Raw genomic sequence first — 16,565 nt, 5'->3', positions numbered from 1 at the left:
GCTGCTGGGCGGCGGCCCCGGCACCGGCAAGACCAGCACCGTGGTTCAGATCCTGGCGGCCCAGCTGAGCCTGCAGCCGGCCCTGCGGATCCAGCTGGCGGCCCCCACCGGCAAGGCCGCGGCCCGGTTGCAGCAGGCGATCGAGGATGGTGCCGGCTGCCTCGCCCCCGCTGTGGCCGGCAAGCTGCGCCGCACCCCCTGCGGCACCCTGCATCGGCTGCTGGAGAGCAACGGGGAGCGATTCGGACGACACCGCCACCGGCCCCTGGAGCTGGATCTGCTGGTGGTGGATGAGGTGTCGATGGTGGATCTTCCCCTGATGGAGGCGCTGCTGGACGCCTTGCCGGCCACCTGTCGGCTGGTGCTGGTGGGAGATCCTGCCCAGCTGCCGCCGGTGGGTCCCGGACCGGTACTGCTGGAACTGCAGCGACCGGCACGGCTGAAGGCGCTGGGGGAGGCCGCTGTGCAGCTCACCACCACCTACCGCAACCACGGCGCCATCGCCGAGCTGGCCAACTGGCTGCGCGGCCGGGAAGGCCATGACCCGCAGGCCAGCGGTCTGCAGGGCCTGGCCAGCCAGCTTGAGGCGTGTCGCTCCAGCGGCAATCTGGCGTGGCAACAAGCCAATCCAGTCCGGGGCCTGCCTGCGGCGCTGCTGGAACCCCTGCGCCGCAGGCAGCTGCAGCTGGCCAGCCTGGCCGCCGCCATGGCCAGCTCCAGCCAGCCAACCGATGGGGCCAGTGCTCTGCTGGAGGCGCTGGGGGAGATGCTGATCCTCACGCCGGTGCGCAGGGGGCGTTGGGGAGTGGAAGCGATCCATCAGGCCCTGCTCGGCGACGCCGCCACGGCCGGTCCTGGCGCCTGGCCGCCGGGAACTCCGGTGCTGTGCTGCCGCAATTTGCCCGATCTGGGCCTGGCCAATGGCGATCTGGGCGTGGTGGTGCACAGACGCGGCGGCGCGCGGCGCCTGCTGTTCGCTGCCGCATCAGGCGGCCCAGACCGCGCCGCAGCATCCAACCAAGACCATCTGCGCTGGCTGCATCCGGCCCAGATGGCAGGGGCGGTGGAACCGGCCCTCGCCCTCACCGTGCACAAGGCCCAGGGCAGCGAAGCCGACACGGTGATCGTGCTGCTGCCGGATCCAGAGCGCGACGATCCTCGCCTGCTTTACACCGCCTTGACCCGGGCCCGCCACCAAGCCCTGCTGATCACGGCTCCACTCACCTGAGTCTTTGACCTGACGATCTGATCTGAGTACCTGAGCTGTGTGCCAGCTCTTGCCTGAATACCGATGCTGCACGGGCGTTACACAGCACCACATCGCGCAACCTGTCAACGAAACATGAACGGCCCGCGCGAGCCATTGCCAAGCGATTCATACTTCTCTCAACCGGGAAGGGAGCTATCCCCCAACCGGCGGTTTCAGAGCCCCTGCTCCAATAGTCTCTCCCCCTGGGAGTTCTCCAAATCGATATCAGGATGTTCATCGTCCTGGGCGATTCCTTCCTGCATCCCTGACCCCGCCTTCACCCTCTGTGGCGAACGCGAGCGAGGTGCCCCAAAGGTTCTCGGAGAACCGCCACCTGGACGCCCCGGCCCCAGGCGGCTCTGAAACCACCCCCTTCCAAAGCGTTCCAAGTCCTGAGCCCGAAGGTGCAGCTCAGCTGGATCGCCATCCTTGGTCGAACCCAGGCGGGCTCCCAGGCTCGACCCATCGAGTCTGCTGATGAAGGTCAAGCAGGTTCAGCCGAATTGGAAGATTCAGATGAATCATCCCGGCCTGTTCAGCCCATGCAAGAGCCAGGATGCCGGTGATCGACTCGACTTGCCCAGGCTGGTGATCATTCATCCGCAATCCGCCGATCAACAGCCCATGGCCGTGATCGATTTGAGCTGCTCTTTCCCGCCTGGACCTGATTCTCTGGCTGGACCTCTGCCGATGTCTGGACCCGTATCGGAGTCAGGAACGGCCCTGGACACAGCGGTGTCTGATCGGGCCGTTGTTGAGCCACCGGAGCAGCGTCCCTGGGGCTGGTTCGAGCTTCTGGCGGAAGGGCCCGGCTATCGGGTCAAGCGCCTGCACCTTGATCCGCATCAGCGCCTCAGTCGGCAGCGGCATCAGCATCGCCTGGAGCACTGGCTTGTGGTACTGGGCCAGGGCAGCGTGGAACTGGGTGACGCGCCGCTGAGCAGAACCCAGCCGCTCGAACCGGGCAGCAGCCTGATCATTCCGCCGCTCACGATCCACCGGGCGGCAGCGGGCAGCGAAGGATTGGAGATCATCGAGGTGCAGCGCGGCTCCCTGTTACGGGAAGACGACATCGAACGCTTTGCCGACGACTACGGCCGGGTGTAAGGTGCAGTTTCACCCTTTGATGAAGGGCGTGGCAGTTCACGGTGAGCTGTCGAACCACAGGACCGGAGCCGGGACCCCCATTCATTCATCCCGATCCGATCAAACCTCAGTCCGCACAACCCTGCAGCGCAGGAGCCGCCGATCCACGGCAGCCAGAAAGCAGCAGAACATTGCTGATGTTCGACACCATTTCCAGTTCCAAATCTTGGGTCTCTGCCGGCCTGCGTTGAAGGATTTCCCAGGCCCGGACATCCCGTGACCCCATCTCAAGAAGGCGGCAGCACCCTGTGCGCCGTCACCGGCGTTGACGCCGCCAGCCTGATCGAGGCCGGCTCGGCTGCGGCCGCTGACTCGATCGCAACCTCTGCAGAACTGCTGACCAGCGATTTGCCGAGCTCTGCTGAACCCCTCCAAGCCAGCGACAACGCTGACGTTGAAGACCTGAATCACGACAACAGCAATCGCGAAAGCCGTGATGTCAAGCCGGTGACCGCCGCTGCATCCACAGACACCCTGAAGAGCAGCACTACATCGGAGCCTGAGCCTGCGGCACCCTCCGGTTTTGCCAGTTTCGGCTTTGCCTCCGAGCTGCTCGAAACCCTCAGCGCCATCGGCTACGAACAGCCGTCACCGATTCAGGCAGCCGCCATCCCCGAGCTGCTGCTCGGCCGGGATCTGGTGGGTCAGGCCCAGACCGGTACCGGCAAGACGGCCGCCTTCGCCCTCCCCCTGCTGGCCCGTCTCGATCCCGAGCAACGCAAACCCCAGGTCCTGGTGCTGGCCCCCACCCGGGAGCTTGCCATGCAGGTGGCGGATGCCTTCAACACCTACGCCTCCCGCCTGCCCAACGTGCGCGTGCTGGCGGTGTACGGCGGCGCCGACTTCCGCGACCAGATCCAGCAGCTTCGGCGCGGCGTACAGATTGTTGTGGGCACGCCTGGCCGGGTGATGGACCACATGCGCCAGGGAACTCTCGATCTCTCCGGCCTGCGTGCCCTGGTGCTCGACGAAGCCGATGAGATGCTCCGCATGGGCTTCATCGACGACGTGGAGTGGGTGCTGGAGCAACTGCCCAGCGAGCGCCAGGTGGTGCTCTTCTCGGCCACGATGCCGGCCGAGATCCGGCGCATCTCCCACAACTACCTGCGCCAGCCGGCGGAGGTGACGATCCGCACCAAGGCGGCCGACGGCGGCAGAATCCGTCAGCGTTACCTGATGGTGCACGGCCCCCACAAGCTGCCGGTGCTGCAGCGGGTGCTGGAGGCCGAGTCCAGTGAGGGAACGATCATCTTTGCCCGCACCAAGGCGATCACCCTCACCGTGGCTGAGTTTCTCGAAAGCCATGGCTACGAGGTGGCCGTGCTCAACGGCGACGTGCCCCAGGCGCAGCGGGAGCGCACGATCGAGCGGCTCAAGGACGGCCGGGTCGACGTGCTGGTAGCCACCGATGTGGCTGCCCGCGGCCTCGATGTGGAACGCGTCGGCCTGGTGGTGAACTACGACATGCCCTTTGATGGCGAGGCCTACGTGCACCGCATCGGTCGCACTGGCCGGGCGGGCCGCAGCGGCGAGGCGATCCTCTTCCTCACCCCCCGCGAACGGCGCTTCCTCGGAGGCCTGGAGCGGGCCGTGGGCCGTGCCATTGAGCCGATGGAGGTGCCCAGCAACGCCACCATCAACCAGAACCGCCTTGATCGGCTCCGTCAGAAGCTCACCAACGGGCTCACCACTCCGATCGGCACCGAGGAGGAGCGCGCCCTGCTCAGCGAGATCCTGCAACGCGTGGCGCAGGAGCACGAGGTGAGCAGCGACCAGCTGGCCCTGGTGGCTCTGCAGATGAGCCTGGTCGGCAAGCCCTTGCTGCTGCACGGAGACGAGCAGTGGAGCCAGCCCGCGGCCCGCGGCCCCGCCCGCGACAGCCGCAGCGGCAGTCCGCGCGATCGCGATGGCGGCACACGACGAACGATTGAGCGGCGCCCCGCCGGCCGGGATGGTCGCAGCACCGGAGCCCCCCGCAGCCAGGAGGTCTCCCCCGTGGATGCGGACATGGATCGCTTCCGGATCGAGGTGGGCTGGCGCGATCGCATCAAACCCGGCAACATCGTGGGCGCAATCGCCAATGAGGCCGGCATCGCCGGCAAGATGATCGGCCGGATCCACATCTTCGACGCCCACAGCACTGTGGATCTGCCCAAAGGCATGCCCGAAGACGTGTTCGAAAATCTGCGCCGGCTGCGGGTGATGAACCGCGAGCTGCAGATCACCAAGCTCTCCTGAGCCTGAAGCGATCCACCGCAGCCCCCTGCGTCTTGAAGCCGCTGCTAACCGCAGCGGCTTTTTTCATGGTCAGGAGGTCGTGACGATCACCGCTCCAGGGGAGGCTTCCCTCGGCAAGGGCCCTGACCTCACGCCGGCACAGTGCTCAGGCACACGAGCGGGTGACATCGACACTGGACAGCACGCTGAGCTCGGTCACGGACAGCCGCTCGACAGCGGCAATCAGGGAGGGCTGGACCTCGCTGGTCTCGACACAGACCAGGCTCTGCAGCAGGTCAAAGCGGTCCTGGGCAGCGAGCTCACCGTCATCGCTCCACGCCAGGCTCCAGGGGACAGGGCATGCCATAGGACTAATGGGAACTGGATCAGGGTTCGCTGACAATGGGACAGGACCGGGGATCGATGGCCGTTCTTCAGGATCCCTTCGCAAGTTCTTCACGCTTCTCCATCCCGCTCAAGGGGAGATCAGCGATGGGACCTCCGAGTAGGCTGATGGAGATTCATTGATGTCCAGGCTCCCCTCGGCGCGCTCAGCAGGGTTGGACCGCACGGCCTTTCCAAACGGCTCCGGTACGGACTCCTGGCTCTCAAGGGCCTTCCCAGGGACACACGGCTATCTGCGGATCAGTTCCAGGTCCAGTTCATTGAATGACTATCTACGTCGGCAATCTCTCGTTCCAGGCTGAACGGGAGGATCTCCTTGATCTCTTCGGTCAATACGGAGAGGTGCGCAACTGCAGCCTGCCCCTTGATCGGGAAACCGGCCGCAAACGTGGCTTCGCTTTCGTTGAGCTCAGCGACGATGCCGCTGAGCAGAAAGCCATCGACGACCTGCAGGACGTCGAGTGGATGGGCCGCATGATCCGCGTCAACAAAGCCACTCCCCGGGAAGGCGGTGGTGGCGGCGGTGCACGGGGTGGCAATCGTGCTGGAGGAGGTGGCGGTGGCTACGGCGGAGGTAGCGGAAACCGCTGGTGAAGCGACTGGAATCCGATGGCGCCCCAAGGGATCAGGCCCATTGGTGCTGTCCTGACGCCTAACGATGGGATAAGTCGCTCTGCACCCTTCGCACCTCTGCGATCCAAACAAAAACCCCTTGGTGCATTGCGCTCCAAGGGGTTCTAATCGGTTGGATCACGACGACGAAGATGATCCCGGTGCCATCAGGTGGATCAGGCCAACGATCAAGCTTCAGGAACGGACTCCGTTGTCTGATCGTGCCTTGAGGCACGGATTGATCGTCACAAGCATGGCAGCGTCAGATTTCCAGGAGTTCAGTTTGAGCAGTCTCAAGCTCATCGAGTTGATCGACCTGCCAGGCACGGCGACGCAACTCAGCTCCTGGGCAAGGTGCAATCGGTCGGCCCTCGAGGCTCTCAGGAAGTGCCGCCCGCAGATGATGGCGACGAACCTTGGCTGTCCAACGATGGAATCGATTGAAAGCGCGTGAACGGGTCATGAACATCTCCCTTCTGGGATGTCGTCGTTCTACCCCCGGTGCACCGCTACAAACCGTTCCTGGCAAACATCTTCACCGCCAACCCGTCGCATGCGGCCAGCCACCGGCTCCACCCCTGCCCTGAAGCGCCTGCTGCGCACCCTGCGTCCCCATCGGCGGCAGGTCTGGCTGGCGGCGACCTGCTCGGTGCTCAATAAACTCTTTGACCTGGCTCCACCGGTGCTGATCGCCCTGGCGGTCGATGTGGTGGTGAAACAGCAGAACTCCTGGCTGGCCGATCTGGGCGTGGTCTCGGTTCCGGGCCAGCTGGCCGTGCTGGCCGTGCTGTCATTCCTGATCTGGACCGCCGAATCCCTGTTCGAATACCTCTACGGTCTGCTCTGGCGCAACCTGGCCCAGACCGTGCAGCACGAACTGCGCCTGGAGGCCTACGACCATCTCCAGCGCCTCGAGATGGCCTTTTTCGAGGCGGGCAGCAGCGGACGGTTGCTGACGATCCTCAACGACGACATCAACCAGCTGGAGCGCTTCCTCGATCACGGTGCCAATGAGATCCTGCAGCTGATCACCACCGTGCTGGCCGTGGGCGGGGCGATGGTGTGGATCTCACCGGGTGTGGCTGGGGTGTCGTTTCTTCCGGTGCCGGTGATCCTCTGGGGCTCCCTGGGGTATCAGCATCGCCTCGCTCCCCGCTACCAGGAGGTGCGCGAGCGGGCCGGCGATCTGGCCAGCCGCCTGGCCACCAATCTGGGCGGCATGCTCACGATCAAGAGCTACGTGGCCGAGGGCTGGGAGAACGATCGCCTGCGTCAGCAGAGCGAGGCCTACCGCCAGAGCAACCGCCGCGCCATTCGCTTCTCGGCCGGCTTCGTGCCGCTGATCCGTTTCGCCATCCTGTTCGCCTTCCTGGCGATCCTGGTGGTCGGCGGGCTGCAGGTGTGGCGCGGAACCCTCGGAGTGGCGCCCTACACCTTCCTGGTGTACATCACCCAGCGTCTGCTGTGGCCCCTCACCACTCTGGGCCGCACCCTCGACGATTATCAGCGGGGCATGGCGTCGACCAACCGGGTGCTGGATCTGCTCGACACGCCGATCGCCATCCCCGGTGGTGATGGCCACTTGCCACGCTCCCGGGTGCGGGGCGAGATCCGCTTCGAGGCGGTGGGCTTCGCTTACCACGATCGCCCGCCGATTCTGCAGAACTTCAACCTGCAGGTACCGGCAGGATCCACCCTGGGCATCGTGGGCGCCACCGGCTCAGGCAAGAGCACCATCGTGAAGCTGCTGCTGCGTCTCTACGAACAACAGCAGGGCCAGATCCTGCTCGATGGGATCCCGATCCAGACCCTGCGGCTCGATGACCTGCGTCACGCCATCGGTCTGGTCAGCCAGGAGGTGTTCCTCTTCCATGGCTCGGTGGCCGAGAACATCGCCTACGGCAGCTTCGACGCATCCCGCAGCGCCATCGAACGCGCCGCTGCCCTGGCCGAGGCCGCTCCCTTCATCGCCGCCCTGCCCCACGGCTACGACACGGTGGTGGGGGAGCGGGGCCAGCGGCTCTCCGGAGGCCAGCGCCAGCGCATCGCCCTGGCCCGCGCCATCCTCAAGAATCCTCCGGTGCTGATCCTCGATGAGGCCACCGCCGCCGTGGACAACGACACCGAAGCGGCCATCCAGCGCTCGCTTGTGCGGCTCACGGCGGATCGCACCACTCTGGTGATCGCCCACCGCCTCAGCACGGTGCGCCATGCCGATCGCATCGTGGTGCTGGAGCAGGGCCAGATCGTGGAAAGCGGCACCCATGAGCACCTGATCGCCGCCGCCGGTGCCTACGCCGGCCTCTGGCGTGTCCAGGCCGGTCTCCTGCCGGACGAGCCCCTGCGGTTCGATGCCTGACATAAGTTTTCCAACATGAAGACATCTGCGGCGCAGCGCCGTCCCAAGAGAGGTCAGCGCGGGCCCGTCACTGTGGCCGTGGTGCTGGGCCTCAGTGGCGGTCTGCTGCTCGCCGGTCCCCTGAGTCGCTGGCTGTCCATCGAGAATCACATCGAGGACAAGCGCATCACCAACCCCTTTGCGGGCTGGGCCAATTTCGGTCATCAGGATGTGCTGTTGCTGGGTACGGATGTCGGTGGTGGCAACACCGACGTGATGGCGGTTCTGCGGGTGGAGAACGGTGTGACCCGCATCATCCAGGTGCCACGTGACAGCTACATCGAGACGGTGGAGTACGGCGGCGTCAAGGCCAACGCCCTTTACAGCCTGGGGGGCGCCGATCTGGTGAAACAGGAACTCTCCAGCCGCATGGGACGGCCGATCAGTCATCTGGTCAAGGTGAATCTCTCCTCGATCCGGCGCATGGCCGATGTGCTCGGCGGCATCGAAGTGGACGTGCCCAAGAGGCTGTACTACGTGGACAACAGCCAGGGGCTTCATATCGACCTCCAGCCCGGTCTGCAGACCCTCAAGGGTCGGGACCTGGAGGGATTCCTGCGCTGGCGCCACGATGAGATGGGCGACATCGGCCGGCTGGAGCGTCAGCAGCTGGCCCTCAAAGCCCTGTTCCGCAAGCTCACCCGACCGGAGAACCTGGTGCGGCTGCCGGCCATCCTGGCTGCCGCCGGCAAGGATCTCCATACCGATCTGGGGCCCATGGAGATGGGTGGACTGATCACGGCGATGGGCATGACCAGCCTGGAAACCGAACGGCTGGACGGCCGCCCCTTCTACCGGGACGGCATCAGCTACTGGGATGCCACCTGGCCGCAGGCCGAGCCCGGCGCCGAGGGAAGCAAGGCCGCTGACAATGGCGAGACCAATCCGCAGGACGATCGCTACCGCTTCCTGTTCTGAGACCTGACCACTTCTGAGGCCTGAGCGCGGGCCATAGGCTGAGCCGGTCATCCCTGCTGCGGCAGCTGCGCGCCCCCGTGTCTTCCCCGCTGCTGCACAACAGCCTCAAGCTGGGGATCTCGGCCACGATCACCGCTGCCGCAGCCCTGTGGTGGGAGCGGATCGAGTTCGTCTGGTATCCGCTGATGGCGGTGATCGTCGTGGTCGACGACAACGACGACCAGACCGTGCACGCGGCCACGTCCCGCATTCTCGGCACCGTCACCGGCGGGCTGATCACCTTTCTGGTGCACACGATCCTGTCGGGCTGGATTGGGGTGCTGGTGTCGCTGCTGCTGATGGTGCCGGTGCTGCGGATGCTGGGCTGGCAGAGCTCCCTCGGCACTGCCGGCCTGGTGAGCGTGATGTTCCTGATGATTCCCGACCACGTGCTCCTCAACTGGAACTACGTGTTCAACCGCGCCCTTGACACGGCCCTGGGCTGCGTGATCGCCATCCTGGTGGGATTGTTGTTCTGGCCCCGCCAGGGCCTCAGGGAACTGCAGGAGATCGAAGACAGGCTCTGGGAGCAGCTGCGGTGCCAGCTGGAGGAGCATCGCCGCTGGCTGATCGAGCTCGCCCCAGCGCCACCGCCCCTGCCGCCGGCCGACTTCACCGAGACCTGGCTGCGCATGAGTCAGCTCACCCAGGAGCAGATGCGCGGTCCCCGGCGTCGCTGGCTGCTGCGCCGGCGCTGGCGCCAACGGCTCAACCTCTGGCAGACCCTCGGCCACCACTGGGTTCAGTGGGAGCGTCTGCTCTCCAACCTGCCGCCAGCAACGCCGCCTTCCGAGACGGACCCGGCCATCACAGGCCCCTATCCCCTGCGTCAGGTGCTGGCCGACCTGGCCGCCGCCCTGGAGGGGAGCAGGGCGCACCCTGTGCCCCCCCGCCCCGAGCTCTGGCAGGAGGCGGCCCTGCGCGACGGGCGGCCCCTGCTGCAGTTGCTGGCCCTGGCCGAAGAACAGCAACGACTGCTCTCCACCGTTGAGACCCTGGCGCGGCTGCGCCGGCTCGACCCCCCCACCGTTCCATGCTGATCCGCCGCGACGAGCTGCGTCTGGTGGTGACCACCGGGCTGACCAACGCCCTCGGACTTCTGGCACCCCTGGGCTTCGGGTTCTACGCCACCCTGGCGGTGCTGGCGGTGGGCACCGGCACCTATGGCAACTCCCTGAGGCTCGGCCGCCAGCGGCTGCTCGGCACCCTGCTGGGAGCGGCCTTGCTGGTGGTGACCAAGGAGTGCCTCCGGGAGCTGCCCCTCGCTCTCGCCCTCGGCCTGGCCCTGGGCCTGTTGCGCGCCCTGGGGGAGTGGCTGGGGCTGCGGGTGGGCTACAAGGTGGGCGGCCTGGTGCTGGTGATGGGCTGGCTGGTCCACGGCGATGACCTCGACTGGTGGATCCCGCTGCGGCTGTTCTGGACCTGTGTCGGCATCCTCATGGCCCTGCTGAGCCTGCGGTTGTTCTGGCCCAGCCAGGCGGTGACGCAGACCCGCAGTCAGTGGAACGTCCTGCTGGGATCTCTGGCGGAGGGTCTGGAGGCGGCGGCTGCACAGCTGTATCTGAGCGGGGCCACGGCGAAGCAAGGCCACGCCGCGAAGCCAACCAGCGCAGCCACACCCACAACCCAAGCCGATCCACAGCATCGACGCACGGTGGAGCTGCGCCGCCAGCTGGGGCTGCTGCGCCGCGGCCGCCCCATGGTGGAGGCCGAGCTGGGCGACCATCCCAGCCGCCATCCCCTGCTGCGGGGGTTCTCCCTGCTGGAGGACGCCTGCTCCAGCCTGATCGGCGCCCTCGACACCCTTGAGCGCCAGCCCCCTCCCCTTGGCCAGGTGGCCTCCCTGGCGGCCCTGCGCCTGGCGGAGGCGGAACTGCTCGAGGCCGCCGCCGCCCAGCTGGGGCAATGGTGCCGGATCGTGCTCCAGCCGGGGGAATCGCTCAAGCCCCCGCCTCCCTTCCAGGCCCCGGCCAGCTGGAGCGTCGCCGATCACTGGCTGCGCGATCCCAGCTTCGCCGCCATGGATCTGGGCCGGCTGCAGCGGATCGCCCGGCGGCTGATGGCCTGCCAGCAGGTGCTCTCCTGCCTGCTGCACTGCGAAACCCGCTGGCGGCAGCTGGTGCCATGAAGCGAGCCCGCCCCTGGGGAGCCCTGGGTGCGGCGATGGCGCTGCTGATGGCGCCGACCCTGGCGGAACCGTTGCCCGAAGCTCCTGATCCTGCGGCCCCCAGTCCTGGATCCACGGAAGCCACGCCTGAACCAACGGGCTGGGGCAGCCTGCAGGAGTGGCTGGGGCTGCCGGAATGGCTGCAGCTGCAGCTGGAGATCCAGGCCGAACCCATGGCTAATCCCGTCGGGGGCAAGGCCTCCCGGGCCAGCTGGATCCAGCAATCCACCCTGCAGATCGTCATCCTTCCCTGGCGGCAGTCCGGCTCCGAGGCGAGCCGCTGGTCGATGCGGACTGATCTGACCTTCATCAACGGCAACCCCAACTACGCCGAATCCATCGGCGCGGTGATTCCCCTGCAGCAGCTCGCCGATCCGCCGGGGTTCTGGCTCAGCGCCGCCGAGATCCGGCGCGAGACCCTCCCAGGCTCCTGGGGCCTGCGGGCCGGCCTGCTCTCGCTCGATCCAGAGTTCTTCACCGCACCGCTGGCCAGCTACTACGTCCATGGGGCCCTGAACACGGCCCCCGGTCTCGGCACCGCCGACTTCCCCGTGGCCCCCCTGCATGCCCCGGGCGCCGTGCTGAGCCTCCGCCCCTCCGAGGAGCTGCGACTGGACGTGGCCGGCTTCGATCTGACAGCCATGGCCGCCCAGGTGCGTCGGTTCGGGATCGAAGGATCCATGGCAGGGCCGGGGGGCTGGCTGCAGATGGTGCAGCTGGAACTCACGCCCGACTGGCTGAAGCCAACCAGCCTGCCCCCAGCGCTGCCCCCATCCACGCCGCTGCGGCTGCCGCCGGGGTCACTGCAACTGGGCGGCTACCTCGGCAGCGGCCCCAACCGCGGCCTCTACAGCAGCCTCAGCCTGCCGGTGGGCAGCGGGCCCGGCAGCGATCGACGGCTCTGGTTCGCGGCCACCCTCGGTCTGGATCCGGCCTTCAATTCCATCCGCACCAACCTCAGCACCGGCGTGGTGGTGCTGGGCCCCTTCCCGGGGCGCCCCCGGGATGTGCTGGCCCTGGGGATGGCCCGCACCGGCTTCAGCCCCGGACTCCAGCCGCCGCTGGGCCAGGAGGGGGTGGTTGAGCTGGGCTATCAGCTTCGCCTGAACGACAACCTCAATCTCCAGCCCACCCTGCAGTGGATCGTCAATCCGGGCGCTCGCGGGGCCTGGCCAGGCATCCTCTCGAGCGGCCTGCAGGTCACCCTGACCTTCTGAGCCGGGTCCACCAGATTGGCTGCCATCAGACTTGCATCCATCAGGCTTGCAGCGTTCAGACTGACGCCGATGAGACTGGCGCCGATCAGACGGGCCGAATCGGAGCGGATGGGCAGGAGCCGAGGTGGCCGGCAGGGCAACCGCAAGCTGAACCACGTGCCGCTGCTTGGCCTGCTGCTGCTGCCGACGATGGCCGTGGGGCCGGGCCAGCCGGGGCTGCTCGCCCCCAGCCAGGCCCAGACCAACCGGTCGACGTCGCTGCCCGAGGGATCCACCGAGCCGTTGGAGCGCAGCTGGCGGGAACTCGACCAGCAGCTGCGCACCCTCGACATCTTGCTGCCGCAAGAGCAAGAGGCACCAGCCGCCGCAGATGACGCCACCCCACCCCTGCCGCAGACCCTGCTGGCACCCAACCGCGAGGCCTCCGGGCCCCTGCCGGCGGAACTGGACGCGCCGGCGCCCCTGAGCCTGCCCACGGCTGAGCAGCTGGGGCGGGGTTCGATCCAGGGCCTGAGCCTGGAGCAGGCCCTGGCGATGGCCTTTCGGGGCAGCGCCGAACTGCAGGGCCAGCGCGAGCAGGTGGCAGCGGCCCTGGCGGAGCTGCAGGCGGCCCTGGGCACCTACTGGCCCCGGATCAGTGCGGTGGCCAGCGGCGGCAGCAGCCAGAGCGGGACCAGCTTCTATTCCCCCGTGGGCAACACCAGGCTGGGTTTCGGGCCGCAGTTCTCGACCAATGGTCTGGCGACGGCGACGGGCCAGCCGACCGGCGGTGCCCTGACGGTGCCCACCGGCGGCGGCGCCTACCTGAATGAATCGGTGAACAGCGTTCAGGCAGGCCTGGAACTGCAGTACGCGCTGCTCGATTTCGCCCGCACGCCCCAGGTGAGAGCCGCCCGGGCCCGCCTGCAGCAGAGCCGCCAGGCTTACGCGAACGACCTGCGCCGGTTGCAGCTGCAGGTGAGTGAGGCCTACTACCAGCTGCAGCAGGCCGACCAGCTGGTGCGCATCCGCGACGCCACGGTGCGCAACGACCTGGTGATCCTTCAGGACGCCCTCGATCTCAAGCAGGCGGGCCTGGTGCCGCGGCTGGATGTGTTGCGCCGCCGCGCCATCGAGGCCAGCGACCAGGAGCTGCTGATCCAGGCGTTGGCCGACCGGGCCGTGGCCCGGCGCCAGCTCGGCGTGGTGCTCAACCTGCCGCCGGAGGTGACCCCCAGCGCTTCCGATCCGATCCAGGTGCAACCCCGCTGGCCCCTCGACCTGGAGGCCAGCCTGCTGGCCGCGTACCGCGACAACCCGGAACTGGAGGCGGTGCTGGCCACCCGCGAGGCCCTGGCCCGGGAGAAGGACGCGGCCGCCGCCGCCCTGCTGCCGACCCTCTCGCTGTTCGCCGCCGCCGGCGGCTACGGCGCCAACACCAATCAGTTCGACATCAGCGTCAGTGGCGGCGGCTGCTGCGGTGGCACGGTCATCCCCGTGCTGAACACCAACGGCTACGACTGGTCGATCGGACTCACCCTGCGCTGGCTGCTCTTTGATGGCGGCACCACCGCCGCGCGGGTGCGGAGCCTGGCCCGCCGGGAAGCCGCCGCGGCCCAGCAGTTCGCCGCCCGCCGCAATGACATCCGCCTGCGGCTGGAGCAGGCCTTCTTCAACCACGAGGCCAGCCTCGCCAAGCTGAGCTCCGCCCGCCGCGGCGTGGCGGCCGCCATGGAGGCCTTCCGGGATGTGCGGTTGCGCTACCGCACCGGCCTCTCCAACGAGGTGGATCTGTCGATCACCCAGGAGCGGCTGATCAACAGCCTGGTGCAGCGGCTCAATGCCACCGTGAACGTGAACCTCACCTACGCCAGGCTGCTGCGGGAACTGCTGCCGGTCTCCCGCGATCCCGAGGCGCCCTATGCCCCTGAGCTACGCCTGTCTGAACTTCGCCTGAATGACCCGCACCTGAGCGAGCAGCGACCCTCGCCCCCCGGGCCCTGACCGGAGCCGCCATGCCCTTCACCCACGAGCAGATCCAGAGGCTGCGGCACCGCCATCGGGGCTACATCCTCACCCTTGCCACCGAGGTGCTGCTGATTCTGCTGCTGCCGCTCTGTCAGTCGCAGGTCTGGCTGCTCTCGCTGCTGCTGATCAGCCTGGCGGTGGTGCTGATCACGACGGTGACGCGGTATTCGCCCCTGGTCAGCACGCGGCCGCTGGTCTATGGGCTCGGCGGCGTGGCGATCGCTCTGGAGGGGGTGTGGCATCTGGCCCTGGCCTTCGATCCACCGCTGGGGCGGATCGTCACGGTGCCGCATGTGATCGCCTGGCTGCTGTTCTTTCTGCTGGCGCTGATGCGCAAGGTGAAGACCCTGGTGCGCGAGCCCTTCGTGACCCTGGCCGTGGTGATGGGAGCCACCTCCGGCTATCTGCTGGTCGGCATCGCCGGCGGCGTGATGCTGGTCGCCCTGTGGGTGCTGCATCCGGGCGCCTTCGCCATCTCCGCCCTGCCGCTGCTGAACCAGCACAACGCCGACGCTGTGGCGATGGCACCGGCCCTGATGGCGGCCTCCTTCGAGATCCTCACCACTGTGGGCTCGGGTGTGCTCCGCAGCGCCAGCGTGACCGGGCAGGTGATCACCGTGGTGATCACCATCGCGGGCCAGCTCTACATCGCCATCCTGATCGCCCTGATCCTGGGCCGCTTCCACAGACGGACAGGCTGAGTCACGGACCTGGCTCAGTCCCGATCCGATCGAGATGACCACCAGCGCTCGATCCGGTACCCCAGGATCACCAGCAGCACCACCAGCCAGAACCAGAGTTCCGGCGGGTTGGCGTTGAAGAGCACCACCAGCAGCACCACCTCGCTGGCCAGCCAGGGCAGTTCCTGCTGGAGCAGCCCGTTGCGCAGAAGAGGGCGGCGGGGGGAGGGGGTCATGGCAGGGTGTCGGGCTGGCGCAGGAAGGGCAGGTTCCAGCGCCGGTCCATGCCCTGGCTGCGATAGCCACCGGTGATCGAGCGCAGGCCGGGAATCAGGTAGCTGATCGGTGTGCGCCACTCCACGTAGGCGTGGCTGGCGATGGTGAGCCCGTCCCGCACCGGAAACACGCCACTGCCGCGCGAGAGGGTCCAGCGGTAGCCGTCGAGGCTGCTGGGATCGCGCTCCAGGGCGATCTCGGCCCGCATCACGGGTCCTTTGCTGACCAGCTCCTGGGCCAGCTGGGGGTTGCCGATCGTGGTGGAGATGTCCTCCTCGGTGGCGGGCAGGGTGAGCACCTGGCTGACTTTGCCCACGATCCCGCCGAAGCGCCCGCGCTGGTTCCAGAGGGGCACCACCTCCACCGGCAGTCCCGGGGGGAGCCGCCGGGCATCGGCCGGGGCGAAGAAGGCCACGGCCCGCAGGGGGGCCTCGTGGGCGGTGGGGGCGGCGGCTCGCCCCAGGGTGCCCAGCCGCTGGCCGGTGCTCACGGTCTGGCCCTCGATCACCTGCAGATCCAGCAGCCTGCCGTCGCGCTGGGCCACCACCTTGCCGTCGAAGGCGATGCGGGCCTCGGTGACCCGCACCTGGCGCTTCAGATCGTCGATCTGGTAGCGACGCTGCAGTGCCTGGGTGTCGATCGTGAGCTTCACCTGCTCATAGCTGGTGAGCACCTCCTTCTCCTGGGTGCGGGTGGCATCGAGATTGACGCTGGTGGTGGTGAAGCCCTGTTCGGCACCCACCACCTCACTCGAGAGCGGCGCCACCACCTGCCGCTGGCTGAGCCAGCGCAGGTTGCGCAGCTTGTCGGCATAGGTGGCCTGCAGGGCCTCGAAGCGGTCGCGGTCGTCGGCGAGCTTGGCCAGGGCCGTGTCGACACTCAGCCGCTCGGTGGCCAGCCGCAGCCGGTCCCGTTGATCGAGTTCACGGTTCTGCAGCTCGAGCTGGGCCAGATTCCCCTTCTGCTGCTGCAGTTCCTTCTCCAGCACCGGCAGGTAGAGCTCCATCAGCACCTGGCCCCGGCTCACCCGATCCCCCACCTGCACGAAGATCTGCCGCACCTGGCCGCCGGAGCGGGCATTGAGCAGGCCGGCGTTGTTCGGATAGACGAGCACCCCCTGCCCCGTCACCTCGGTGGGCACCGGCCAGAACAGGGCCCAGCACCCCAGCGCGCCAGCCACGGCCGCCAGGCACACCCCCACCTGGTCGTGGTCGCTCAGGCCCGCCCAGCGGTG

14 protein-coding genes are annotated in these 16,565 nt (G+C 67.5%); 11 read left to right on the top strand and 3 right to left on the bottom strand.

Annotated features, from left to right (window positions below; all coding sequences use genetic code 11):
- The 3 genes from VB777_RS16055 to VB777_RS16045 form a co-directional block, all read left to right on the top strand.
- On the top strand, nt 1-1,228 hold a 1,228-nt coding region (locus tag VB777_RS16055; RefSeq protein ID WP_323250165.1), incomplete at its 5' end, for an ATP-dependent DNA helicase.
- 711 nt (nt 1,229-1,939) lie between these two features.
- Entirely contained in the window at nt 1,940-2,356 is a 417-nt protein-coding gene (locus VB777_RS16050; protein WP_323250163.1) for a phosphomannose isomerase type II C-terminal cupin domain, read from the top strand.
- A gap of 375 nt (nt 2,357-2,731) precedes the next feature.
- Entirely contained in the window at nt 2,732-4,633 is a 1,902-nt protein-coding gene (locus VB777_RS16045) for a DEAD/DEAH box helicase (protein WP_416238380.1), read from the top strand.
- 145 nt (nt 4,634-4,778) lie between these two features.
- Here VB777_RS16045 and VB777_RS16040 read toward each other — a convergent pair whose 3' ends face one another.
- Nucleotides 4,779-4,979: a hypothetical protein gene (locus VB777_RS16040; RefSeq protein ID WP_197154027.1), complete on the bottom strand. Its 201-nt coding sequence runs from the start codon at nt 4,977-4,979 to the stop codon at nt 4,779-4,781.
- Between the two features lie 302 nt (nt 4,980-5,281).
- On the opposite strand from VB777_RS16040, the gene VB777_RS16035 reads away from it, so the two are divergent.
- From VB777_RS16035 to VB777_RS16000, 8 genes are all read left to right on the top strand, one after another.
- Nucleotides 5,282-5,611 (top strand): RNA recognition motif domain-containing protein, encoded by a 330-nt coding sequence (locus VB777_RS16035; protein ID WP_197154028.1) that lies wholly within the window; start codon nt 5,282-5,284, stop codon nt 5,609-5,611.
- A 571-nt stretch (nt 5,612-6,182) separates the two neighbouring features.
- Nucleotides 6,183-7,988, top strand: a complete 1,806-nt coding sequence (locus tag VB777_RS16030) for an ABC transporter ATP-binding protein (RefSeq protein WP_322757404.1) — start codon at nt 6,183-6,185, stop codon at nt 7,986-7,988.
- Nucleotides 7,989-8,003: 15 nt separating this feature from the next.
- Nucleotides 8,004-8,945 carry an LCP family protein gene (locus tag VB777_RS16025; RefSeq protein WP_197154031.1) on the top strand — a complete coding sequence of 314 codons (942 nt, stop codon included), beginning with the start codon at nt 8,004-8,006 and terminating at the stop codon, nt 8,943-8,945.
- A gap of 77 nt (nt 8,946-9,022) precedes the next feature.
- Nucleotides 9,023-10,024: an FUSC family protein gene (locus VB777_RS16020; RefSeq protein WP_322757403.1), complete on the top strand. Its 1,002-nt coding sequence runs from the start codon at nt 9,023-9,025 to the stop codon at nt 10,022-10,024.
- Nucleotides 10,018-11,112, top strand: a complete 1,095-nt coding sequence (locus VB777_RS16015; protein ID WP_323250158.1) for an FUSC family protein — start codon at nt 10,018-10,020, stop codon at nt 11,110-11,112. The genes VB777_RS16020 and VB777_RS16015 overlap by 7 nt, the downstream gene beginning before the upstream one ends.
- A complete protein-coding gene (locus VB777_RS16010) occupies nt 11,109-12,368 on the top strand; it encodes a carbohydrate porin (protein ID WP_323250156.1) in 1,260 nt (419 codons plus the stop codon). Before VB777_RS16015 ends, VB777_RS16010 begins: the two co-directional genes overlap by 4 nt.
- 108 nt (nt 12,369-12,476) lie before the next feature.
- Nucleotides 12,477-14,351 carry a TolC family protein gene (locus tag VB777_RS16005; protein WP_323250154.1) on the top strand — a complete coding sequence of 625 codons (1,875 nt, stop codon included), beginning with the start codon at nt 12,477-12,479 and terminating at the stop codon, nt 14,349-14,351.
- A gap of 11 nt (nt 14,352-14,362) precedes the next feature.
- The gene (locus tag VB777_RS16000; RefSeq protein ID WP_323250152.1) at nt 14,363-15,076 is read left to right on the top strand and encodes a hypothetical protein; all 714 of its coding nucleotides are present in this window, start codon (nt 14,363-14,365) and stop codon (nt 15,074-15,076) included.
- 14 nt (nt 15,077-15,090) lie between these two features.
- Here the strand turns inward: VB777_RS16000 and VB777_RS15995 are convergent, their stop codons facing one another.
- Both VB777_RS15995 and VB777_RS15990 read right to left on the bottom strand, forming a co-directional pair.
- Nucleotides 15,091-15,291 (bottom strand): hypothetical protein, encoded by a 201-nt coding sequence (locus tag VB777_RS15995; protein WP_323250150.1) that lies wholly within the window; start codon nt 15,289-15,291, stop codon nt 15,091-15,093.
- A partial coding sequence (locus tag VB777_RS15990; protein WP_323250148.1) for an NHLP bacteriocin system secretion protein occupies nt 15,288-16,565 on the bottom strand: 1,278 nt, incomplete at its 5' end. The genes VB777_RS15990 and VB777_RS15995, both read right to left, overlap by 4 nt.

The sequence above is a fragment of the Synechococcus sp. CCY9202 genome, assembly GCF_034931685.1.
Taxonomy (GTDB): Bacteria; Cyanobacteriota; Cyanobacteriia; order PCC-6307; family Cyanobiaceae; genus CBW1002.
Note: the sequence above shows the minus strand (reverse complement) of the source record. Positions and strands in the feature narration are given on the sequence as shown.